Below are 22,445 nucleotides of genomic sequence, written 5' to 3' on the forward strand. Positions count from 1 at the left end.
GTAGTACGTACTTCGTGGGGTCGCTTCAACCCTTTACGCACCACGGTCCCGTCTCCGCCCTTCGTCTTTCGTCACGCCTATGCTCACGGCCCTCATCGACATTGCGTACCTGGTCGCTGCGATTCTTTTCATCTTCGGCCTGAAACGACTCCAGTCTCCGGCGACGGCCCGGCGGGGCAACCAGCTGGCTGCCGTCGGGATGCTCATCGCCGTGGTGGCGACCCTGTTCCTGCACGACATCCTGACGCCGGCCGAGATGGTGGGGGGGCTGGTGCTCGGGGGCGCCATCGGGGCGGTGCTGGCGCGGAAGGTGGAGATGACGGGCATGCCGGAGCTGGTGGCGGCCTTCAACGGTTTCGGGGGGCTGGCCTCGGCGCTGGTGGCCGGAGCCGAGGTGGCGAAGTTCATCACGCAGCACGGCGAGCCGGCCGGCGCCGGCGAGGTGTTCGACCTGGTGACGGCCCTCACGATCGGCCTGAGCGTCCTCATCGGCATGGTGACGTTTTCGGGCAGCTTCGTCGCCTTCGGCAAGCTCTCGGGCCGGGTTTCGGGCAACCCCATCGCCTTTCCCGGCATGCGGGTGCTGACGGTGCTGCTGGCGCTCGGGGCGCTGGTCGGGATCGGGTATACCATGGCCGGCGCCGGCGATTTTCCGGCGGTCACCGAACCGGTGGTCTACGGTACGACGGGGCTCATGGCCGCGGCGCTGCTGCTCGGCGTCCTGCTGGTGATCCCCATCGGCGGGGCGGACATGCCGGTGGTGGTGGCGCTGCTCAACTCCTACTCGGGGCTGGCCGCCGCCGCCACGGGCTTCGTGCTGGACAACACGGCGCTGATCGTCAGCGGGGCGCTCGTGGGCGCCTCGGGGCTGATCCTGACGAAGATCATGTGTGTGGCGATGAACCGCTCGCTGCTGAACGTGCTGCTCGGCGGCTTCGGCGGCGAGGCGCTGGAGGGGGGCGGTCCCGCCGGGGCGCTCGAAGGGAAGACGGTCCATGCGACGACGCCGGAAGATGTCGCCATCCTGCTCAGCTATGCCCAGCAGGTGATCATCGTGCCGGGCTACGGTATGGCGGTGGCGCAGGCCCAGCACCAGGTGCGCGAGCTGGCCGAGCTGTTGCAGGAGAAGGGTGTCACGGTCAAGTTCGCCATCCACCCGGTGGCCGGTCGCATGCCGGGCCACATGAACGTGCTCCTGGCCGAAGCCAACGTGCCCTACGACCAGCTTTTCGAGATGGACGAGATCAACGGGGAGTTCGACAACACCGACGTGGCCCTGGTCATCGGGGCCAACGACGTGGTCAACCCGGCCGCCCGGCACGACAAGAGCAGCCCCATCTACGGCATGCCCATCCTGAACGTGGATCACGCCCGCACGGCCATCGTCCTCAAGCGCAGCATGCGGCCCGGCTATGCCGGCATCGAGAACGAGCTTTTCTACAACGAGAACACGCAGATGCTCTTCGGCGACGCCAAGGAGTCGCTCACGAAACTCATCGCCGAGGTGAAGGCCCTGTCCTGAAGGGGGCCGGTCACGTCGTTGTTTCCAGCATCGCTTCAAGGGCCGGGCGGAGCGTCTGCCAGACGGTCTCGGCCACGATCCGGTGGCCCTCGGCGGTCGGGTGGATGCCGTCGGGCAGGTTCAGTTCGGGTACGCCGCCGACCCCTTCGAGGAGGAAGGGGATGAGGAGGAGGTCGTTCTCGCGGGCCAGTTCCGGGTAGATCTGCCGGAATCGTTCGGTGTAGTCGTGTCCCAGGTTGGGGGGGATTTGCATGCCGGCGAGGATGATGCGGGCCTCGGGGTAGGCGGCCCGGGTTTTGTCGATGATGGCCTGCAGGTTGGCTTTCGTAACCTCGGGGTCGATGCCGCGTAGTCCGTCGTTGCCGCCGAGTTCGAGCACGAGCACGTCCACCGGTCGTTGCAGGAGCCAGTCGATGCGGCGCAGCCCGCCGGCGCTCGTTTCGCCGCTGAGGCCGGCGTTGACGACGCGGAACGGCCAGCCGAGCGAGTCGATGCGGGCCTGGATGCGGGCGGGGAACGCCTGGGACGGATCGAGGCCGTAGCCGGCGGTGATGCTGTCGCCGAGGAAGAGGATGGTTCGTTCCGCGGCGGTGTGCGTTTCCGCCCGTTCGGGGTTGCCGGGCTCGAGCGCTTGTTCCGGCGGGGCGGTGCCGGGGTCGCCGCGCCCGCAGGCGGCCAGCCACAGAACACACAGCAGGGGAAGCGGGTATAGGCGAAACGTTTTCATGGCAACGGGTTGGCGGCTGCGTCCGGGCACTCTACCGCCGGCCCCACCGGCAGGTTTCCCCCGGGCCGGTTCGAAGACACCCTCGAAACGACGCAACGAAAGGAAGGCAGCCATGCCGGTTTTGGAAGTCGACGGCTTGACGAAAACCTACCACAGCGGGACGCGGGAGTTGACCGTCTTGCGCGATGTGACGTTCACGCTCGAAGACGGGGACACCTGCGCCATCGTGGGGCCGTCGGGGAGTGGCAAGACGACCCTGCTGGGCCTGTGTGCCGGGCTCGACGCGCCGACGGCCGGGACGGTCCGGCTCTGCGGGGTGGACCTGGGCCCCCTCGACGAGGACGAACGCGCCGGGGTGCGCAACGAGCACGTCGGCTTTGTCTTTCAAACCTTCCGCCTGATCCCCACGCTCACGGCGCGCGAGAACGTCATGGTGCCCGCCGAGCTCCGGGGCGACCGCACGGCCGGCGACCGGGCCGTCGCATTGCTCGAGGCGGTGGGGCTCGGCGACCGGCTCGAGCACTACCCCGCGCAGCTCTCCGGCGGCGAGCAGCAGCGGGTGGCGCTGGCCCGGGCCTTCATCAACCGTCCCCGCATCCTCTTTGCCGACGAGCCCACCGGCAACCTGGATGCCGACACCGGCGAGACCATCGTACGCCTGCTGTTCGATCTGAACCGGTCCGCGGGCACCACGCTGGTGCTGGTGACGCATAACCTGGAACTGGCCCGGCGTACGGGGCGGCTGCTCCGCCTGCGCGGGGGCGTCATCGTGTCGGACGAGCGGATGCACGCGCCCACAAAACGCGTCGCGGCCTCCTGAAGGCGGTCCTTCGACGGAGACCACCCCATGAACTGGATCCTGAAGATGGCATGGCGAGACAGCCGGGGAAGCCGGCGGCGCCTCCTGCTTTTCGTCGCGGCGATGGTGCTCGGCGTGGCGGCGCTCGTGGCCATTAACGCCTTCGGAGAAAACCTGCGCCGCGCCGTGGACGAGGAGGCACGCACCCTGCTGGGCGCCGACCTGAGCTTCGAGGCCGACCTGCCGTTCCCGCCGGAGGTGGAAGCCCTGGCCGACTCGCTCGGGGGGCGGCAGGCCCGCCGTGTCTCGTTTTCCTCCATGGCCTATTTTCCCCGGCTCAACACCGCCCGGCTGGCCACCGTCCGTGCCCATGAGGGCGCCTATCCGTTCTACGGCACCGTCGAGACGGACCCTCCCGGGGCGGCCCACACCTACCGGGAGGGGCGGCAGGCCCTCGTCGACCGCAACCTCATGCAGCAGCTCGGCCTTGCCGTGGGCGACTCGGTGCGTGTCGGCCGCGTCACCTATCGCATCGCGGGGCAGCTGCTCCGGACGCCCCGGGAGTCCGAGGTGGCCATGCTCTTCAGCCCCCGCATCTACATCCCGCTGGCCGGGATCGACACGACCCTGCTCGGCCGGGGCAGCCGGGCCGAGTACGAGATCTATTTCCGGTTCGACGACGGCCGCGACGTGGAGGCCCTGGGCGATGACCTGCGTCCCCGCCTCCGGCGGGCCGACATCGGGGTCGATACCGTGGGTGAGGTGCAGGCGGACTGGGACGAGGGGCTCACCAACCTCTACCGTTTCCTCAGCCTCGTCGGTTTCATGGCGCTCTTGCTCGGCAGCGTCGGCGTGGCGAGCGCCGTCCACGTCTACGTCCGGCAACGGATCGAGACGGTGGCGGTGCTCCGCTGTTTCGGGGCGAGGGCGTGGCGGACCTTCGGCGTCTACCTGGTGCAGGCGCTGGCAATGGGGCTCATCGGGGCCGTGACCGGATGCCTGCTCGGCCTGGCCGTGCAGGGCCTGCTGCCCCGGGTGCTGGCCGGCTTCTTGCCGGTGGCGGTGCCCTTCTCGGTCTCCTGGAGCGCGCTCGCGCTGGGGCTGGGCGTCGGGACCGGCGTGACCGTGCTCTTTGCCCTGCTTCCGCTCCTCGGCGTGCGCAACGTCTCGCCGCTGCGGGCGCTCCGCTCCGCCTACGAGCCGGAACGCCCGGGACGCCGGGATCCGCTCCGGTGGGTGGTCTTCGGGTTGCTGGCCTGCGGCATCACCGGCTTTGCCGTGGCGCAGGCACCGAACACGCTCACCGGCGTCGGCTACGCGGCGGCGCTGGCCCTCGTCTTCGGGCTGCTGGCCGGCGTGGCCCGGCTCATCATCGTCCTCGTCCGGCGCTACTTCCCGTCGTCATGGCCCTACGTGTGGCGGCAGGGACTGGCCAACCTCTATCGACCGAACAACCAGACCCTGTTGCTCATGCTGGCGCTCGGGTTCGGGACGTTCCTCATCATGACCCTGTTCCTCACGCAGCAGACGCTCGTCCGGCAGATCGAACTCGCCGGCGGAGAAGGACGGCCCAACCTCGTCTTCTTCGACATCCAGCCCGATCAGGTGGACGGCCTGACGGCCCTGTTGCAGCAGAAACGGCTGCCGGTGCTCGACGCGGTGCCCATCGTGACGATGCGCATCCATGCCGTGGGCGGCCGTACCCTCGACGAGTTGCGGGCCGACTCGACGGCCCGGGTGACCTGGGCCCACCGGCGCGAATACCGCTCCACCTACCGCGACGCGCTGACCGACAGTGAAACCCTGGTGGCCGGCGAGTTCATCGGAGAGGTGCCGCCGGGCGAGACGGTCGTCCCCGTCTCCGTCGAGGAAGACATCGCGGGCGACCTCGGGGTGGCCCTCGGGGATACGGTCGTCTTCGACGTGCAGGGGGTGCAGGTGCCCACCCGCATCGCCAGCATCCGGCAGGTGGAATGGCGCCGCATGCAGACGAACTTCTTCTTCGTCTTTCCCCGGGGGGTGCTCGAGAAGGCGCCTCAGTTCTTCGTGGTGCTCACCCGCACGCCGGACGAGGCGTCCTCGGCGGCCGCGCAGACCGCCGTCGTGCAGGACTTTCCCAACGTTTCGGCCATCGACCTCTCGCTCATCCTCGACGTTTTCGATGCCATTTTCGGGCGGATCGCCTTCGTGCTCCGCTTCATGGCCCTGTTCAGCATCCTGACGGGGCTGATCGTGCTGGCGGCGGCCGTGCTCGTGAGCCGTTTCCAGCGCGTCGAGGAGACGGTACTGCTCAAGACGCTGGGGGCTTCCCGGCGGCAGGTGTTCCGCATCATGGCCGTCGAATACCTGTTTCTGGGTCTCTTTGCCACGCTGACGGGGCTCGTCCTGGCCCTCGGCGGGGGATGGGCGCTGGCCTTCTTCGTCTTCGAGACGCCTTTCGTGGCGCCGCCGGCCGCGCTGGCCGTCGCCCTGCTGGTGGTCACCGGGCTCACGCTGGCTGTCGGGCTGCTCAACAGCCGCGGGATCTACGACCGGAGTGCCCTCGAGGTGCTGCGGGCGGAAACATGAGCTTTGCATTTGCTTTCAGAAAGCTGAATGCGAACGGATTGAACGGAGTGCAACGCATGTACGACGACACGGTGGTGGACGAACGGGCGATTGCGGCGGCGGTGGCGGCGGTGCGGGCACGCATCGAGCGGGCCTGCCGCCGGGCCGGGCGCTCGCCGGACGAGGTCACGCTCATCGGGGTGACAAAGACGTTTCCCGTCGAAGCCGTGGCGGCTGCCCGGGCGGCCGGGCTGGAGGACTTCGGCGAAAACAAGGTGCAGGAACTCGTCGAGAAGGCGGGGCGGATCCCGGGGGCGCTCCACGGCGGCCCGGTACGCTGGCACATGATCGGCCATCTGCAGCGCAACAAGGCCCGCGACGTCGTCCGGCATGCCGACGTCTTCCACGCCCTGGACAGCCGGCGCTTGGCCGAAGCGCTGGAGCGACGGGCCGCCGACGCCGGGCGGGTGCTGCCGTGTTTCGTCCAGGTCAACGTCTCCGGTGAACCCTCCAAGTTCGGGCTCGATCCCGGCGCGGTGCACCCGTTTCTCGATGCCCTGGCAGCCTGCGAGCACCTGCACGTCGTCGGCCTGATGACGCTTGCAGCCCCCGCCGACGATCCCGAAGACGTGCGCCCGCAGTTCCGGCTGCTGCGGCGGTTGCTGGAAACCTATGACGCACGGGACAACCCGCAGGTCGACCTGCGCTACCTTTCCATGGGCATGACCGGCGACTTCGAGGTGGCCGTCGAGGAGGGGGCCACCCACGTGCGCATCGGCACGGCCCTCTTCGGCGCACGCGAGGCGCCGTAGCTTTTGCCGGGCACCCGCCGGTCGATTATATTTCCACCGTGCTCATTCACCCGCCGAAGCGAGACCATGAAACTTACCCCCCTCGACATCCGGAAACAGGATTTTACGCGCGGCTTTCGGGGCTACGACGCCGACGAGGTGCAGACTTTTCTGCGGATGGTGGCGGATCAGTGGCAGGAGTTGCTGGACGAAAAGGCACGCCTGGAAGAGCGCCTGCGCGAGCAGGAAGCCAAGCTGCAACATTATCTGAAGGTGGAGGAGGCGCTCCAGCAGGCACTCGCGACGGCCCGGGAAAGCACCCGCCAGGCCATCGAGAACGCCGAACGCAAGGCCGAGATGATTCTGCAGGAAGCGGAGGCCCGGGCGAAGGAGATCAAGCGCGACGCCGAGGAGCAGCGGCACCGGCTCAAGCACGAGGCGGCCCAGATCGCCGGGCGTCGCAAGGAGATCGTGGCGCGGCTGCGGGCGTTTCTGCTCTCCGAGATGGAGTTGCTGGCCCACTTCGAGGGGGACGACCCCGTGGGGTTCATCAAGCTGCTGCCCGGGGAGGAACGCTCCGAGACGGCCCGTTACCTGGCGGCCCGGGCCGATGCCCCGTCGCCGGCGGCGAAGGAGTCCGGGACCCCGGCATCCGGAGAGCCGGCCGCGCCCGCGGCCGGCGAGGACGAGGAGGAGCTTCTCCGGGAACTGGCCGACGAGATCGCGGCCCTGGACCCCGGTGCGGTGACCTCCGGCCCGGAAGCGGACGTGGCTCCGGAGCCGGAAGCGGACATGGCCCCGGAGCCGGAGGAGGAACCCGCGCCGGAACCGGTGGAAGACCACCCGCAGCCCCGGTGGCAGGCCCTGCAAGACGAAGCACCGCAGGAGGACGAAGCCTCTGAGGCCGGCGCGGCACCGGACACCGAGCGGCCCGCCGAGACCGGCGGCGAGCGCCCCGGCTGGCGGGTCAACTCGCTCATCCGACCCGGACCGGAAAGCGGGACCGAACCGGCCGGGAGCGAGGCGGCGAAGAAACCGGATCCCCCTGCCGGCAAGGAGGACGAGAGCATCCCCTCCGACGAGATCGCCAAGATTCGCCGCATCCTCGACGACCTCGACTGACCCCATGCCCGCAGATCCCGGAACCTTCGACGTCGAAGCCTACCGGCGGCAGGTCGAAGCGACGGCCGCCACCGTGCGCGAGCGGCTGCGCGTCGTGCCGCGCATAGGGCTCATTCTGGGCACCGGCCTCGGCACCCTCGCCGACGAGATCGACGTCGACGTGACGATGCCCTACGAGACCCTGCCCCACTTCCCGCTCTCGACGGTCGAATCCCACCACGGAAAGCTGCTGGCCGGGCGCCTGGGCGGCGTGCCGGTCCTGGCCCTGCAGGGACGTTTTCACCTCTACGAAGGCTATTCTCCCCGGCAGGTGACCTTTCCCGTCCGGGTGCTGGGCGTCCTCGGCATCGAGACGCTCCTGATCTCGAACGCGGCGGGCGGCATGAACCCCCACTTCCGGCGGGGCGACCTGATGCTGGTCACCGACCACATCAACCTGCAGGGAGCCAATCCCCTCGAAGGACCGAACATCGCCGAGTGGGGGCCGCGCTTTCCCGACATGAGCGAGCCCTACGACCCCGAACTGCGGCGCCTGGCCGAGGCCCGTGCGCTCGAGCTGGGGATCAAGTTGCAGCAGGGCGTGTATGTGGCCGTAACGGGACCCAACCTGGAAACCCGGGCCGAATACCGCTTTCTCCGCAGCATCGGAGCCGATGCCGTCGGGATGAGCACCGTGCCCGAGGTCATCGTCGCCCGGCACATGAACCTCCGGGTGATGGCCGTCTCCGTCATCACGGACGAGTGCTTTCCGGATGCGCTGGAGCCGGTTTCCCTGGAAGAGGTGCTGGCCGCCGCCGCCGAGGCGGGACCCCGGCTGGCGGCGCTCACGAAGGCCGTCGTGACGGCCCTTGTCCCGGTAACCGGATAGGCTGCCCGGCAGCCGCGTATCGTGCCACCAGCCTGGCGTGATCATGCACGAAGACGAAATCTGGGACGAAGAGCGCTGGGAGGCGTTTCTGCGCGAGAACGACCGCCGTGTCAATCGCTTCATGGACCTGCTGTTCAACTTCCTCACGGAGCACCCCCTGCCCGAGGAAGGGGACGAGGCCGGCCGGCGCTTCTGGGAAAGCCAGCTCCGCGACTTCCTCGAAGGACAAGGCTTCTATCCGGAAGACCACGGGTATGGCTTCTTCTTCGATCTCTTCGATACCGAGGACGAAGCAGACGAGGAGGAGGCCGGCGTCGGGTGGTTCGGCCTGGAAGACGAGGAGGCCTTCGACGACGAGGCGCTCTTCGAGGACGCGTTGCAGAGCTTCCGGGAACTGCCGGTCTACCAGCAGGCCTTCCGGCTGGCCACCGAGGTGCTCGAATGGGCCAATGCCCTGCCCGGCGACGTCAAGGACAGCACGCTGGTTCAGTTCTGCACGCACGTCACCCAGATCCCGGCGAACATCGCCAAGGGGCACGGCATCGGCTACGAACGCGACATGATCGGCGGCAACATCGCCTGTGCCAAGCGAGGGCTGGCGGCCGCCAATGCCGCGCTGGGCCTGCTCCGTGAGATGAAGGCGGCCCCCTACATGCCCCCCGACGTGTACCGGCGCCTCTACGAACAGGCCTTCGAGGTGCGCAACGAACTGGGCCTGTACGTGCAGGATCTCCGCCGTCGCTTCGACCTGGGCATCGACTGAGCCGGTCGCGTTTCCGGTCGCCCGCGCCACCGTCACCCGTCTCCCCGGCGAAGGCGCCGCCGTGGCGCTTCAGCGTTTTTTCCCGAACCCGCCTTCCCGAATTGCGTATCTTTCGCGCCTGATTCATCGGTTTCTTTCCGCGCGCGGCCATTGCCTGGAGGCCCTTTCCGTCATGACCTTTCCGGAAGTCAAACGCTTCGATCATCCGGCGCTCGAACGCGAGATCCTTCGGTGGTGGAAGGAGCACGACATTTTCAAGAAGAGCATCGAGAAGCCCGCCGGGGCCCCCACGTTCTCTTTCTATGAAGGCCCGCCGACCGCCAACGGGCAGCCCGGCATTCACCACGTCATGGCGCGGACGATCAAGGACACCTTCTGCCGGTTCAAAACCATGAAGGGGTTCCGGGTCGAGCGCAAGGCGGGATGGGACACGCACGGCCTGCCGGTCGAGATCGAGGTGGAGAAGGAGCTGGGGCTGGAAGGGCGGCATCAGGTCGAGTCCTACGGCATCGAGAAGTACAACGCGGCCTGCCGGGAGAGCGTCCTCCGGTACAAGGCGCAGTGGGATGAACTGACCACGCGCATGGGCTACTGGGTGGATCTCGAACATCCCTACATCACCTTCGAGACGAAGTACATCGAGACCGTCTGGTGGTTGATCAAGCAGATCCACGAGAAGGGGCTGCTCTACAAGGGATACAAGATCCAGTGGTACAGCCCGGGTTCGGGGACGGTCCTCTCCTCGCACGAGGTGAGCCTGGGATACCGGGAGGTGCAGGATCCGAGCGTCTACGTGCGTTTCCGGGCGACGGACGCACCGGAGACCTTCTTCCTGGCCTGGACCACCACGCCGTGGACCCTCATCTCGAATGCGGCGCTGGCCGTCGGGCCGGAGATCGACTACGTGAAGGTGCGCCGGGAGGACCCCCACACCGGCACCGAGTACCTTATCCTGGCCCGCGATCGCCTCGAGGTGCTCCGCGAGGATTACGAGGTCGTGGCGACGTTCAAGGGACGGGAACTCGTGGGGAAGACGTACGAACCGCTCTATCCCTACTTCACGCGGGAGGTGCCGCCCGGCCGCGCCTGGCGTGTGGTGCCGGCGGACTATGTCTCCACCGAGGACGGCACGGGCATCGTCCACACCGCCCCGGCCTTCGGTGCGGAAGACTTCGAGACGGCGAAGCGGGAAGGACTGCCGCTGCTCAACCCCATCGACGCGGAGGGCCGCTTCACCGACCAGGCCCGCCTGGTGGCCGGCCTCTGGTTCAAGGACGCCGATCGGGTCATCATCCGGGACCTGCGCGAGCGCGGCCTGCTCTACCGGCACGAGACCTACCTGCACAACTATCCCCACGACTGGCGGCGGGGCACGCCGCTGATGAGCTACCCCGTCGAAGGGTGGTTCATCCGCACGACCGCCGTCAAAGACCGGCTCATCGCGCTGAACGAGACGATCAACTGGCAGCCGGAGAGCATCGGCCGGGGGCGCTTCGGCGAATGGCTCCGCAACAACGTCGACTGGGCGCTCAGCCGCCGCCGCTACTGGGGGACCCCGCTGCCCGTCTGGGAGTCCGACGCACCAGGGTCCGACTACGTCGAGGTCATCGGCTCCATTGCCGAGCTGCGCCGGAAATGCGGGGACCAGTTGCCCGAACGGGACGACGAGATCGACCTGCACCGCCCCTTCGTGGACCGGCTCACCTGGCCCGCTCCCGACGGCGGCACCATGCGCCGCGTCCCCGACCTCATCGACGTCTGGTTCGACTCCGGCGCCATGCCCTTCGCCCAGTGGCATTATCCCTTCGAAAACCGGGAAGCTTTTCGGCGCAGCTTCCCCGCCGACTTCATCGCCGAGGGCGTCGATCAGACGCGCGGGTGGTTCTACACGCTCCATGCCATCGCCACGATCGTCATGGACAGCGTGGCCTACAAGAACTGCGTCGTCAACGGGCTGGTGCTCGACGAGAAGGGCGAGAAAATGTCCAAGAGCCGGGGCAACGCCGTCAACCCCTTCGAGGTCATCGCCTCGCACGGCGCCGACCTCGTCCGGTGGTACATGATGAGCAACACCCCGCCGTGGGAAGACCTCAAGTTCTCCGAGCAGGGCATCCGCGAGACGCTGCGCAAGTTCTTCGGCACGCTCGGCAACGTGTACAACTTCTTCGCCACCTACGCGAACATCGACGGGTTCCGCTATGCCGAGCCGCGTGTGGCCGTGGCCGACCGGGCCGAGCTCGACCGCTGGATCATGAGCCGGCTGAACACGACCGTCGCCGAGGTGGATGCGGCGCTGGAAGCCTATCACCCGACGAAGGCGGCCCGGGCCATCGAGCGCTTCGTGGACGAGCTCTCGAACTGGTACATCCGGCGGTCGCGGCGGCGTTTCTGGGCCAAGGCGGCCGCCCGGCAGGACGCCGAGGACAAGCTGGCCGCCTACCAGACCGTCTACGAATGCCTGATCGCCGTGGCGAAGCTGATGAGCCCCATCGCTCCCTTCTTCGGCGAATGGATCTACCGGGCCCTCAACGAGACCACCGGGCGGGAGGCCGCCGTCTCCGTTCACCTGGCCGACTTTCCCGTGGTTGAGCCGGAAGCCGTCGATGCGGCGCTCGAGCACCGGATGGGGCTGGCCCGGACGATCTCGTCCGTCGTCCTCGCACTCCGCAACACGGCGGGCATCAACGTGCGGCAGCCCCTGCCCCGCATTCTGGTCGTCACCGGGGTGGGGGTCGAGCGGGAGGCCGTCGAGCAGGTGGAAGCCATCATCCGGGACGAGGTGAACGTGAAGGCCGTCGAGTACGTCGCCGGCACCAGCGGGGTGGTCCGGCGCTCGGCCAAGCCGAACTTCAAGGTGCTGGGGCGGCGGCTCGGCAAGCTCATGAAGCCGGTCAACGAGGCCGTACGGGCCTTAAGTGACGACGCCATTGAACGATACCTGACGGACGGACGGCTGACCCTGCACGTAGACGGCCAGGAGGTGGCGCTCGGCCCGGGCGATCTCGAGGTCGTCAGCGAAGGCATCGAAGGCTGGCTTGTGGGGCAGGAGGGCGGCGTCACCGTCGCGCTCGACACCACGATCACCGACGAACTGCGCGCCGAAGGCCTGGCCCGTGAGACGGTCAACCGCATCCAGAACCTGCGCAAACAGGCCAACTTTGAGGTGACCGACCGCATTGCCGTCCGTTTCCGGGCCACCCCGCGCCTGCGCGAGGCCGTCCGCCGGCATGCCGAATGGATCCGGAACGAGACGCTCGCTCTTGAGTTGGAAGAAGCCACACATCCGGAAGGTGACCTCGTCGAACGCTTCGAGATCGATGCCGAAGAGGTGACCGTGGGCGTACGCCGGATCGAGACGTGACCGGGCAGCGGGGATGCCGTTGTGCCGGTTTACCCGTTTTATTTAATAAAGACCGTCAGTCGACGTTTGGCTATGGCTGAGAGAAAGATGGAGTCTCCCGCTGGGGCGGGCACGGGAAAGGAGAAGCGCATCACCCCGTTCACGGACGAGGAGCTCGAGTACTTCCGGCAGTTGATCTTGAAGAAGCGGCAGGCGGCCCTGGAAGACATCGAGCGGATGCGCGCCCAGCTCGCCGATGCACGCGAGCAGGCCGAGAACGATACGGCCTACAGCTTCCACATGGCCGATGCGGGCACCGACGCCATGGAGCGCGAAAAGCTTTACCTGATGATCGGGCGCCAGCAGAAATACATCGGCTACCTGGATCGGGCGCTCGAACGGATCGAGAACAAGACGTACGGCATCTGTAAGGTCACCGGAAAGCCCATTTCGAAGGAACGCCTGGAGGCCGTACCGCATACGGAGATCTCCATTGCGGCGAAGCTCAAACAGAAGCGCTGAGCGCGTCGGAGCCGGCCGGCGGGTGTGGCGGTTCCGGTCCCCCGGGATCGCCTTTTTTTCGCCCTGAAACGACAAAAGCGGTATGCGCGCACTCTGGATCACGCTGGCGGTTGTGCTGGTCGATCAGGCGACGAAGATCGTCGTGCTCAACACCATGATGCGGCACGAGTCGATCCCGATCCTGGGGGACTGGCTCAAGCTGACCTTTACCGAAAACCCGGGGATGGCTTTCGGGATCACGTTCGGCCCACCGGTGCTGGTGACGGTCTTCTCCATCGTGGCCACGGCGCTGATCATCTTCTACATGGTGAAGATCGGGCGCGCATACTTTCCCTACCGGGCCAGCCTGGCCCTGGTGCTTGGCGGGGCCATCGGCAACATCATCGACCGGGTCTTCTACGGCGTGATCCTCGGCTACGACGGCCTGTTTCTGGGCCGGGTGGTCGACTTCATCCACGTCAACCTCTGGCGCGGCTACATCCCGGAGGCCATTCCGCTGGTCGGGGGCAGCTACATTGCCCTCTTTCCCATCTGGAACGTGGCGGATATGGCCATCGTGCTCGGGGTCGTCGGGATCCTTGTGTTTCAGCGAACCTTTCACGAGCGCCTGGCGGCGTTGCAGGGGCAGGCGGAGATGCCGCCCCGGGACGAGGAGGAGGCGGCTGCCCTCGCGATGCGGGCGGTGACGCGGAACGGGATGGCACCGGCGGCGACGGAAGACCCGGCGGTGGAGGAGGAACGCGACGGGAAGGCGCCTACCAGCTGAGGCGGACGGCAAGGGAGGCGTAGCGGGGCAGGAGGGGACGGTTTTCCACCTCCAGCAGGCCCGCCCGGTCGTTGCCGGCGGCGAAATAGGTGTCCGGGTTGTAGAAGAAGCGCCGGTCGGCCACGTTTTCCCGGTCGAGGAGGTTGAGCACGTCGGCCCGGGCTTGCAGGGTGGTGGCGCCGACGCGGAAGGTGTAGGCCAGGCTCACGTCCAGTTGCAGGATCGGCGGGAGGGGGTGGGTTTCGGGGCGGTCGAGCTGGTAGCCCAGGACCTGGTTGGCGATGCGGACGCGGGCGTCGTTGGAGACGCCCGTCTCGGCCAGTTCGGCCAGGATGCGGGAGAGGTCGTCGAGGTGGGCCCCGACGAAGTCGTAGTAGGATTTGCGGAAGCCCCAGGTTCGCCCCCAGATGCCGCGCCAGCGTGCCAGGAGGGTCAGGTCCGTCAGCGGCTGGAAGTCGAGGCGGAATTCGAGGTTGTGGGGTTCGATCCAGGGCACGCGGTGTACCTGGTTGCGGAACAGGTCGGAGATGCTGCGGCGGCTGTCGGTGTATTCGTAGCGGGCCAGGAGGCGGCCGGGGCCGAGGCTGCGTTCGATCTGGACGGCCGCGCCGTAGGTATGTCCCCGGCTGTCTTTGAGGAAGTCGCGCTGCGGCATGTTGTCGTCCTGGAGGGACGTCTCGGCGGCGTAGTCGATGGCCAGGATGTGGCGCTGGCGTTTGTAATAGCCTTCGAGGCGCAGGGCCCAGGCCTTGCCGGGGCGGTAGAGCACCTCGGCGGCGTAGTGGAGCGCCTGCGGGGGCGAGATGGTCGAGTCGACGGCCATCCAGAAACGGGTTTGCGAGACGAAGGAGCGCGGGCTCCGGCTGCTGACGTCGAACTGGTTGACGTATTGCTGGTAGATGCCGGTGCCGAGGAAGAGCGAGAGCGCGCCGGCCGGTGTATCCTCCCAGTCGAAGCGGAGCGCCAGCCGCGGCTCGACGTAGAGCTTCCGGCGGGAGGCCAGGTAGGTGAACCGGCTGCCGGTTTCGAGGGTGAGGTGCGGGCCCAGCGAGAGGCGGTCTTCAGCGAACCCGCTCCAGCGCCAGCCGGCAAACCGGTGGCGGAGCGGGATCTGGGTGCCGGCCAGGGTGAAGTGGCTGGCCGTGTGGGTCAGCTCGGTGCCGCCACGCAGGAGGTGGCCTTCGGCCAGGCTGTAGTCGAGGGTGGTCGAGAGGGCCAGTTCCAGCACGCGGTTGGCGTCGCCGGTGGGGGAGGCCAGGCTCAGGCTGTCCGGGACGCGGAAGCGGTGCTGCAGGTGGTAGAAGCTGCCGCGTGCCTGCACGCTGGCCAGCATCCGGGGGCCCAGGATCGACTCGAAGCGGGCCTGGGCGATGCCATTGTCCCACCGGTAGGTGTCCGGAACGGTGGCGAGCAGTTCGAGGGGATCGGGATCGACGACGCCGGCGGGTTGGCCGGAGAACGCATTGCCCAGGCGCGTCCGGCCCCAGTAGACCGAGCCGGAGAGGAGGTGCAGGGGGCCGAAGCGCAGCCGCCCGGCCGTGTGGAGGTCGAGGAAATGAAGCCCGGGGTTCCCGACCGATTCGAAGGCGCGGAAAGGGATGCTCTGGTCCGAGAAGGCGGAGAGGATGAACGTGTCGATGGTGTTCCAGTCGCGCAGCAGGGTCTGGAGGGGGGTGGGGGCGTAGAGGTTCCACAGCCCGATGCGCCCCGCCATCATCAAGGTCTTTTCGATCCCGCCGGGAGCGGTGTGGTGCAGCCCGAGGCGGGTGTTGATGCTGAGCGGATCCACCTGCACGTCGAGGCGGCGGGGGGCCGTGGCCGGCAGGACGTGGGTGGCCTCGATGACCCCGGCGATCTGGCTCCCGACCGATGCGCCGAAGCCGGCCTTGTGGACGGTGATCTGTTCCAGCGCAAAGGGGCTGAACGGGCCGGTGAAGCTCGTCACGTTGAGCGGGATGAAGACCGGGGCCCCGTCGAGGCGGAACTGGTGTTCACCGGCCGCGCCGCCCTGGACGTGGAGATCGGCGGTCACGTCGCTGACGCGGACACCCATCAGGGCGTCGAGGGTGCCGAGCACGTCGGAGCCGCCGGGTGCCGGCAGGCCGGGGGTGTCGGGGTGTTCGAGTTCGGACGTCCCGAGCAGCCGGGAGTGCCGCTGCCCCGCCATCCCGTCGACGACGATGGGGTTGACCAGGATGGGCCTGGATTGGAGCGGCAACTCGATGCGGGCCAGGCCGCCGGGCGGTACGACGACCGTCCGGGTGACGCTCTGGTATCCCAGGTGGGAGGCGGTGATGCGGTAGGTGCCGGGCAACAGGCGGGCGAAAGAGAACCAGCCGGCTTCGTTGGTGGCCCGGCCCGAGGCGTCGGCCAGCACCACGTTCGCATAGGAGAGCGGGCGTCCCGTCTCGGCGTCGGTCACGCGGCCGCTCAGGTTGCCGTAGAGCGGCGCCGTGCGGGTGATCGAGGTGAGGACGTACGTGCCCGTGGAGAGGCGGTAATAGTCCAGCCCGGTTCCCTGTAACAGGCACCGCAGCACGTCTTCGATGACGGCGTCGTGGATGACGCAGTGCACGCGCCGGCCGTTGATGAGGGCCGGGTCCCAGCCCACGTCGAGCCTGGAGGCGGTGATGAGCTGTTCGAGGGCCTCCTCCAGCAACACGCCCCGCCAGGCAAAGCTGTAGTGCTCTGCCGCCGGCTGGGATCCGGTCTGTGCCGGCGCCGGGGTGATCCCGGCTAAGAATCCCAGCAGCGACAGAAAGCCCCGGACGGCGCGGGCAGACGGGCGCGGGATCATGGGAAGGCTCGGGGAAACGGGACAGGCCGACACTCGGCGCAAAAAACAAAGACCGTGTGTCCGGGTTCCCTCGGTCTCCGCACGGATCTCACCGGATGCGCCCGCGGAGGCCGGGCCGCCTCATACGGTCCCGCTCCGGCTAGGGTCGGTATACTTCATAGCCGTTGGCGGTGGGGCGATACCGCAGGTCCGTCATCTGCGTCAGCTCGGCCAGGACCGTTTCGACGTCGAAGGGAGGATGCTTGAAGTAGGATTGTGGCCTGAGGCGAAGTTCTTCGGCGGCCGCGATGTCGAGGTCGAAGCGCCGTTCCAGTTCGTCGAAGATCAGGCCGAGCGGCTGGTTCTGGAAGGCGAGGGCTCCCGAACGCCAGGCCAGCATGTGCGCTACGGAGCCGGTGTCCGGTGCCGTCGGGACGCCTTCGGGGGTCAGGCTGGCCGTCTCACCGGCCGTCAGCACGCGTGCCGCCGACGGGACTTTCTTCGAGGCGAGGCGGACGCGCCCCTCTTCCACCGCCACCCGGGTTGCCGCCATCGGGTCCGTCGGCCGGGCCCGTACGTTGAAGCGGGTGCCGAGCACCTCGGTGACGGCATCGAAGGTCTCGACCACAAAGGCAGCCTTGTGGGAGGTGACGTCGAAGAAGGCCTCGCCCTCGAGGACGACGTGCCGTCCGGCCGGGCCGAAGTCCGGGGCCAGGCGCAGCGTCGAGCCGCTGTTCAGCTCCACCGACGAGCCGTCCGGCAGTTGCAGCGCCAGGCGTTCCCCGTACGGTGCCTGGTAGATGGTGGGCCGGGGTTCCCGGAGCAGGAAAGCGACGGCGACGAGCAGCATCACCGAAGCCGCCACGGCGACCGGCCGCAGGAAGCCGGGCCTGTGGAGCAGGCGAAGCCGGGACGCAAACGGCCTCCACGAGGGGAGCCGGCGGGCCGCCGTGGTGCGTTCGGCTTCGGCCAGCAGGGACGCGCGCGCGGCCGCCTTGCGGGCGGGGTCCGGGGCGACCTCCGGGCGTGCCGTCTCGCACAGCACCCACGTCTCCCGGAGGGATGCCCGCTCCGCCTCGCTCAGTTCCTCGAGCCGGGCCGCCACCGCTTCGGGCAGGGGAGGTATGTTGCGTTCTCGTTTCACGTTCGCAGGCTCTCGCTTTGCGCGCGGTATTCCTGCAGCCGCTCACGCAGGTATTGCAAAGCGAGGACAATGTGGTTGTTGACCGTCTTGGGCGCCAGGTTCATGCGCTCGGCGATCTCTTCGTGGCTGAGTCCTTCGAAACGGCTCAGCGAGAAAGCCAGGCGCCGGCGTTCCGGCATCTCCGCGATCCACGCGTGTAGCCGGTTTTGCAACGCGGCGGCGTCGAGGTCCTCCTCGACCCGTTCCGGCGTCGACGGTTCCACCGGCAGGCCGTCGAGCGGCGTGGTCGCGTGTCGTCTTTTCTGGCGTTCGTGGTTGAGCGCGTAGTTTCGCACCATCTGGTACAGGAGGGCCTTGAGGGAGCGATCCGGGTCGATCTGTTCCCGGATACGCCACAGCTTGGCATATACGTCCTGCAGGATGTCGTAGCAGGCCTCCTGGTCGTGGGTGATGTACCAGGCGAAGCGAAAGAGCGCGTCGTACGTTGCATCAAAGACGGAGGCATAGGCCGCACGGTCGGAGCGGCGTAACCCGTCGCTCCAGGCACGAAACTGGTCCTCCGAAATGGATTGCATACGCCGTGTTACGGTCGCGTTTTAATACACCGGGCGGGCTTTCAATACCTAATGGATGCACCGGCGACGATAGCCTTAGAACACCGGCATGGGATCGAGGTTCTATTCCGTGCCGGCACCGGGCGGCGAAATCTCGGCGAAAGGCAGGGCGGGTCCCTTGCCGGGGGAGGAACCCGCCTGTGCCGATCCGAATAAGAGCCGCGATACGCGCCGGGACGGCCTCCCGCCGGATCCCCGGTCGCCTCGGCTCCGGTCCTTGCGCGGCATCCGGCTGCGTGCTCCCAATCCGGTCCTTCGATGGTCTACGATCAACGCAAGATCCGAAACTTCTGCATCATTGCCCACATCGACCACGGGAAAAGTACCCTGGCCGACCGGCTCCTTGAGCTTACGGGCACACTCTCGCAGCGCGAGTTGCAGGAACAGGTGCTCGACAGCATGGACCTCGAGCGCGAGCGGGGCATCACCATCAAGAGCCACGCCGTCCGGATGCAGTACACGGCGAGGGATGGCCAGACCTATGTGCTGAACCTGATCGACACGCCCGGGCACGTGGACTTCACCTACGAGGTGTCCCGGGCGCTGAAAGCGTGTGAGGGCGCCATCCTCGTCGTCGATGCCGCGCAGGGGATCGAGGCGCAGACCATCTCGAACCTCTACCTGGCCCTCGAGGCCGATCTCGAGATCATCCCGGTGCTCAACAAGGTGGACCTGCCCGGCGCCCGCCCGGATGTCGTCGCGCAATCCATTGAGCATCTCATCGGAGAGCCTGCCGAAGACATCCTGCACATCAGCGCGAAGACGGGGCTGGGCGTGCCCGAACTGCTCGAGCGCATCGTCGAACGCATTCCCCCCCCCAAGGGCGACCCGGAGGCGCCGCTGAAAGCACTCATCTTCGACTCGGTCTTCAACTCCTACCGGGGTTCCATCGTGTATGCCCGCGTCTTCGAAGGCACGCTGCGCAAGGGCGACCGGATGCTGTTCATGTCGAACGGAAAGGAGTACGACGCCGAGGAGATCGGTATCCTGAAGCTGGGGATGCACCCGGTCGAGGCGCTGCGGGCCGGGGAGGTGGGCTATATCATCGGGTCGGTCAAAGACGTGCACGATACCCGGGTCGGCGACACGATCACGCATGCACGGCGCCCGGCCGAGGCACCGGTGGCCGGCTTCCGCGAGGTCAAGCCGATGGTCTTCAGCGGCGTCTATCCCACCAACGCCGACGACTTCGAAGACCTGCGTGCCTCGCTCGAGAAGCTCCAGCTCAACGACGCCGCGCTGACCTTCGAGCCGGAGACCTCGGCCGCGCTCGGCTTCGGCTTCCGCGTGGGGTTCCTGGGCCTGCTCCACATGGAGGTGGTACAGGAACGGCTCGACCGCGAGTTCGGCCTCGACATCATCACGACGGTGCCGAACGTGAAGTATGAGGTGCTGCTGACCAACGGGCAGGTCGTCGTGGTCGAGAACCCGAGCCACATGCCGCCCACCGGTCAGATCGAGGAGATCCGCGAGCCGTACGTCAAGGCCGAGATCATCACCCCGGCCGAGTACATCGGCAGCCTGATGCAGCTCTGCCAGGAGCGGCGCGGCGTCTACGTCAACACCCAGTACTTCGACACCGAGCGGGCGGGCCTCGTCTACGAGCTGCCCCTGGCCGAGATCATCTTCGATTTCTACGACAAGCTCAAGAGCGTCAGCCGCGGCTATGCCTCGTTCGACTACGAATTTCTGGCCTACCGCCCCAGCAACCTGGTCAAGCTCGACGTGCTGATCAACGGCGACCCGGTCGATGCGCTCTCGACCATCGTTCACCGGGACAAGGCGTACGAGATGGGGCGCAAGCTCACGCGCAAGCTCAAGGACCTGATCCCGCGCCAGATGTTCGAGGTGGCCCTGCAGGCGGCCATCGGCACGCGCGTCATCGCCCGCGAGACGGTGAAGGCCCTGCGCAAGGACGTCACGGCCAAGTGCTACGGCGGCGACATCACGCGCAAGCGCAAGCTGCTCGAAAAGCAGAAAGAGGGCAAGCGGCGGATGAAGCAGGTGGGGCGCGTCGAGGTGCCCCAGGAGGCGTTCCTGGCTGTGCTTTCCATGGAAGATTGAAACGCCGGCGGGCCCGTGCGCATCAGGAATGGTACCATCCTTGCAAGTCCAGCCTTCGGACGACGTTCAAAGCCGTAGCGGGCAGATGATGCGGTACGTGTGGATCGGGCTGGTGGCATGGTGCCTGGGGGCGGCAACGGACGGGAAGGCCCAGAGCCTGATCGACCTGTTCCGTTCCGAACGGGTCCGCGTGCAGGCCGAGCACCTTCGCCGGCAGTACGGCATGCGTGCCGTGCCGCTCCCGCCGGTGCGGATTCCGGTGCTCGCCGACACGCTGTGGGCGCGTCGCGAGCGGCCGGCCGGCCCGGCCGCCGAAGCCCCGTCGCCTCCGTCCTTCCCGATCGCGCGGTGGCAACTCGTCCGCAAGCTGGAGCGTCCCTGGTTCGAGAAGCGGTTCGCCGGAACCGCCTGGGCCTTCCTCGGGAGCAACACGTTTCACCCGCTCGACACCCTGCGCACACGCGACCTCCGGGCCCGCCTGCAGGCCCACTTCGGCCCGCCGACGCTCACGCTGGCCGAGCTGGACCTGCCCGGGGGGCGTGCCCGCAACGCCCGGGCCCGTGACACGTTCATCCAGTTCGAGTACTGGTTTGTGCTGAACGACTCGATTCCCTTCGTCGTCATGGACGTGAACGGCCCGCTGGAGCGCGGGCTCGTGGTGGCCTCGGACAGCCGCTACCGCGACGACCTGTTCGCCATCCGGCAGGCGCTCCTCGGGCGGCTGGTCGAAGAGGGCCGGCGGGAACCGTACGTGGACTACTACTTTCACGCCGATACCAACACCTGGTACCGAACCGGCTACAAGCATGGGGCGTTCTTTATGGAACGCATTCCCCGGCCCGAGCTGTTTCGCGGGCGGCCGCTCTTGCGAGGACCGGCCGGCTAGGCCGTATCCATGCCGCCTCCGTGGCCCCGGCATTCCATTCAGATAGAGAAAAAACCTTGGCAAACCCGACCACGCGAACCGAACGGCGAAAGACGCGCGCCGGAAGCCGCGCCGAACCGGCCGGCACCAACGGGCGGGCCCGGAAAGCCCCCTCGCAAAAGAGCAAGCTGCGCGAGTGGCTCGACGCCCTCGTCTTTGCGGCCGTCGTGATGCTGATCGTCCGCACCTTCTTCTTCGATCTGTTCAAGATCCCCACTCCGTCGATGGAGCGGAGCCTGCTCGTCGGGGACTTTCTCTTCGTCTCGAAGTTGCACTACGGCACCCGCACCCCCATGACGCTCGGCATCCCGTTCACGCAGATCTACATCGGCGGGCTCGAGCTGCCCTGGACCCGCCTGCCGGGCTTCAGCGAGGTGAAGCGGGGCGATGCCATCGTGTTCAACTATCCGGTCGAGGAGGCGCCCATCGAGCGCAAGACGCACTACATCAAGCGGGTCATGGGCCTGCCGGGCGAGACGCTCTCGGTGCAGGACAAGGTGGTTCACGTCGACGGCGAGCCGGTCCCGCTCATGGAGGGCATGCAGCAGCGGTGGCTCGTCTACAAGAGCAGCCCCAACGTCCGCCTCTCGCGTACCCGGCTCGAGGAGCTCGGGGTCGACCCGGCCGGCGTCGTCGATCCGCAGAACTCGGCGGTGGCCCAGGTCAACGCGACGACGGCGGCGGCGCGTGAGATCGCGTCCTGGCCCTGGGTGGAACGCGTGGAACCGGCCATCGCCCCGCCGGACGCCGGCTACAGTGAGCTCATGTATCCACCCGGCCGGGGGTATACGCCGGACAACTACGGGCCCGTGTGGATCCCGAAAGCCGGCGAGACGATCCCGCTGACGGAGGAGAACTGGCCGGTCTACGAGCCCGTGATCCGCCGGTATGAAGGCCATGTCACCGGCCGGGGGCAGGGCGGCACCTTCCTCGTCGATGGCGCAGCCGTCACCACCTACACCTTCGCCCAGAACTACTACTTCGTCATGGGGGACAACCGCGACAACTCGGAGGACAGTCGTTTCTGGGGCTTCGTCCCGGAAGATCACGTCGTCGGCAAGGCGATCCTGATTTATTTCTCCTGGGAAAAAGATGAGGGCGACCTGCTCGGGATTCCCCGGTTCGGTCGCCTCTTCAAACCCGTACCGTAGCGCT

At 67.5% G+C, this 22,445-nt stretch carries 17 protein-coding genes; 13 read left to right on the forward strand and 4 right to left on the reverse strand.

Translation table 11 applies throughout. The annotated features are described in order from the left end of the window. Nucleotides 1-79: 79 nt before the first annotated feature. Nucleotides 80-1,522 (forward strand): NAD(P)(+) transhydrogenase (Re/Si-specific) subunit beta, encoded by a 1,443-nt coding sequence (locus tag GQ464_RS15610; RefSeq protein WP_166977026.1) that lies wholly within the window; start codon nucleotides 80-82, stop codon nucleotides 1,520-1,522. A gap of 10 nt (nucleotides 1,523-1,532) precedes the next feature. Here GQ464_RS15610 and GQ464_RS15615 read toward each other — a convergent pair whose 3' ends face one another. After that, nucleotides 1,533-2,249: an arylesterase gene (locus GQ464_RS15615; RefSeq protein ID WP_166977028.1), complete on the reverse strand. Its 717-nt coding sequence runs from the start codon at nucleotides 2,247-2,249 to the stop codon at nucleotides 1,533-1,535. A 112-nt stretch (nucleotides 2,250-2,361) separates the two neighbouring features. On the opposite strand from GQ464_RS15615, the gene GQ464_RS15620 reads away from it, so the two are divergent. From GQ464_RS15620 to GQ464_RS15660, 9 genes are all read left to right on the forward strand, one after another. Beyond that, nucleotides 2,362-3,069, forward strand: a complete 708-nt coding sequence (locus GQ464_RS15620) for an ABC transporter ATP-binding protein (RefSeq protein ID WP_166977030.1) — start codon at nucleotides 2,362-2,364, stop codon at nucleotides 3,067-3,069. 27 nt (nucleotides 3,070-3,096) lie between these two features. Beyond that, nucleotides 3,097-5,616: an ABC transporter permease gene (locus tag GQ464_RS15625; RefSeq protein ID WP_166977032.1), complete on the forward strand. Its 2,520-nt coding sequence runs from the start codon at nucleotides 3,097-3,099 to the stop codon at nucleotides 5,614-5,616. A 56-nt stretch (nucleotides 5,617-5,672) separates the two neighbouring features. Then, nucleotides 5,673-6,407 carry a YggS family pyridoxal phosphate-dependent enzyme gene (locus GQ464_RS15630; RefSeq protein ID WP_166977034.1) on the forward strand — a complete coding sequence of 245 codons (735 nt, stop codon included), beginning with the start codon at nucleotides 5,673-5,675 and terminating at the stop codon, nucleotides 6,405-6,407. A gap of 66 nt (nucleotides 6,408-6,473) precedes the next feature. Next, the gene (locus GQ464_RS15635) at nucleotides 6,474-7,508 is read left to right on the forward strand and encodes a DivIVA domain-containing protein (protein ID WP_166977036.1); all 1,035 of its coding nucleotides are present in this window, start codon (nucleotides 6,474-6,476) and stop codon (nucleotides 7,506-7,508) included. Between the two features lie 4 nt (nucleotides 7,509-7,512). Then, nucleotides 7,513-8,376 (forward strand): purine-nucleoside phosphorylase, encoded by an 864-nt coding sequence (locus GQ464_RS15640; RefSeq protein WP_166977038.1) that lies wholly within the window; start codon nucleotides 7,513-7,515, stop codon nucleotides 8,374-8,376. Nucleotides 8,377-8,419: 43 nt separating this feature from the next. Continuing rightward, nucleotides 8,420-9,139 carry a four helix bundle protein gene (locus tag GQ464_RS15645; protein WP_166977040.1) on the forward strand — a complete coding sequence of 240 codons (720 nt, stop codon included), beginning with the start codon at nucleotides 8,420-8,422 and terminating at the stop codon, nucleotides 9,137-9,139. Nucleotides 9,140-9,311: 172 nt separating this feature from the next. Then, nucleotides 9,312-12,500 (forward strand): isoleucine--tRNA ligase, encoded by a 3,189-nt coding sequence (gene ileS / locus GQ464_RS15650; RefSeq protein WP_166977042.1) that lies wholly within the window; start codon nucleotides 9,312-9,314, stop codon nucleotides 12,498-12,500. 87 nt (nucleotides 12,501-12,587) lie between these two features. Further along, a complete protein-coding gene (locus GQ464_RS15655; protein ID WP_228350354.1) occupies nucleotides 12,588-13,001 on the forward strand; it encodes a TraR/DksA family transcriptional regulator in 414 nt (137 codons plus the stop codon). 82 nt (nucleotides 13,002-13,083) lie between these two features. Then, nucleotides 13,084-13,767, forward strand: a complete 684-nt coding sequence (locus tag GQ464_RS15660) for a signal peptidase II (protein WP_166977046.1) — start codon at nucleotides 13,084-13,086, stop codon at nucleotides 13,765-13,767. On the opposite strand, the gene GQ464_RS15665 is transcribed toward GQ464_RS15660, so the two are convergent. The 3 genes from GQ464_RS15665 to GQ464_RS15675 all read right to left on the reverse strand — a co-directional run bounded on the left by GQ464_RS15665 (nucleotide 13,757) and on the right by GQ464_RS15675 (nucleotide 18,262). Next, the gene (locus GQ464_RS15665; protein WP_166977048.1) at nucleotides 13,757-16,564 is read right to left on the reverse strand and encodes a carboxypeptidase regulatory-like domain-containing protein; all 2,808 of its coding nucleotides are present in this window, start codon (nucleotides 16,562-16,564) and stop codon (nucleotides 13,757-13,759) included. The genes GQ464_RS15660 and GQ464_RS15665 overlap by 11 nt on opposite strands. 139 nt (nucleotides 16,565-16,703) lie before the next feature. Beyond that, complete coding sequence (locus GQ464_RS15670) at nucleotides 16,704-17,687, reverse strand: FecR domain-containing protein (protein ID WP_166977050.1); 984 nt, start codon at nucleotides 17,685-17,687, stop codon at nucleotides 16,704-16,706. Then, the gene (locus GQ464_RS15675; protein WP_166977052.1) at nucleotides 17,684-18,262 is read right to left on the reverse strand and encodes an RNA polymerase sigma-70 factor; all 579 of its coding nucleotides are present in this window, start codon (nucleotides 18,260-18,262) and stop codon (nucleotides 17,684-17,686) included. Before GQ464_RS15675 ends, GQ464_RS15670 begins: the two co-directional genes overlap by 4 nt. Nucleotides 18,263-18,559: 297 nt before the next feature. On the opposite strand from GQ464_RS15675, the gene lepA reads away from it, so the two are divergent. The 3 genes from lepA to lepB are packed head-to-tail and all read left to right on the forward strand — an operon-like array spanning nucleotide 18,560 to nucleotide 22,441. Then, entirely contained in the window at nucleotides 18,560-20,365 is a 1,806-nt protein-coding gene (lepA, locus tag GQ464_RS15680; protein WP_166977054.1) for a translation elongation factor 4, read from the forward strand. 40 nt (nucleotides 20,366-20,405) lie between these two features. Beyond that, nucleotides 20,406-21,251 (forward strand): hypothetical protein, encoded by an 846-nt coding sequence (locus tag GQ464_RS15685; RefSeq protein WP_228350355.1) that lies wholly within the window; start codon nucleotides 20,406-20,408, stop codon nucleotides 21,249-21,251. Between the two features lie 56 nt (nucleotides 21,252-21,307). Next, nucleotides 21,308-22,441 (forward strand): signal peptidase I, encoded by a 1,134-nt coding sequence (gene lepB, locus GQ464_RS15690; protein ID WP_166977058.1) that lies wholly within the window; start codon nucleotides 21,308-21,310, stop codon nucleotides 22,439-22,441. Nucleotides 22,442-22,445: the final 4 nt, after the last annotated feature.

Source organism: Rhodocaloribacter litoris, from assembly GCF_011682235.2.
GTDB lineage: Bacteria > Bacteroidota > Rhodothermia > Rhodothermales > ISCAR-4553 > Rhodocaloribacter > Rhodocaloribacter litoris.

Bases quoted from the DNA above. Each gene is read 5' to 3' on its own strand.
- GQ464_RS15625 (WP_166977032.1), top strand. From the start codon at position 3,097: ATGAACTGGATCCTGAAGATGGCATGGCGAGACAGCCGGGGAAGCCGG.
- ileS (WP_166977042.1), top strand. From the start codon at position 9,312: ATGACCTTTCCGGAAGTCAAACGCTTCGATCATCCGGCGCTCGAACGC.
- GQ464_RS15635 (WP_166977036.1), top strand. From the start codon at position 6,474: ATGAAACTTACCCCCCTCGACATCCGGAAACAGGATTTTACGCGCGGC.
- GQ464_RS15660 (WP_166977046.1), top strand. From the start codon at position 13,084: ATGCGCGCACTCTGGATCACGCTGGCGGTTGTGCTGGTCGATCAGGCG.
- GQ464_RS15640 (WP_166977038.1), top strand. From the start codon at position 7,513: ATGCCCGCAGATCCCGGAACCTTCGACGTCGAAGCCTACCGGCGGCAG.
- GQ464_RS15675 (WP_166977052.1), bottom strand. From the start codon at position 18,262: ATGCAATCCATTTCGGAGGACCAGTTTCGTGCCTGGAGCGACGGGTTA.
- GQ464_RS15665 (WP_166977048.1), bottom strand. From the start codon at position 16,564: ATGATCCCGCGCCCGTCTGCCCGCGCCGTCCGGGGCTTTCTGTCGCTG.
- GQ464_RS15615 (WP_166977028.1), bottom strand. From the start codon at position 2,249: ATGAAAACGTTTCGCCTATACCCGCTTCCCCTGCTGTGTGTTCTGTGG.
- GQ464_RS15610 (WP_166977026.1), top strand. From the start codon at position 80: ATGCTCACGGCCCTCATCGACATTGCGTACCTGGTCGCTGCGATTCTT.
- lepA (WP_166977054.1), top strand. From the start codon at position 18,560: ATGGTCTACGATCAACGCAAGATCCGAAACTTCTGCATCATTGCCCAC.
- GQ464_RS15655 (WP_228350354.1), top strand. From the start codon at position 12,588: ATGGAGTCTCCCGCTGGGGCGGGCACGGGAAAGGAGAAGCGCATCACC.
- GQ464_RS15630 (WP_166977034.1), top strand. From the start codon at position 5,673: ATGTACGACGACACGGTGGTGGACGAACGGGCGATTGCGGCGGCGGTG.
- GQ464_RS15645 (WP_166977040.1), top strand. From the start codon at position 8,420: ATGCACGAAGACGAAATCTGGGACGAAGAGCGCTGGGAGGCGTTTCTG.
- GQ464_RS15620 (WP_166977030.1), top strand. From the start codon at position 2,362: ATGCCGGTTTTGGAAGTCGACGGCTTGACGAAAACCTACCACAGCGGG.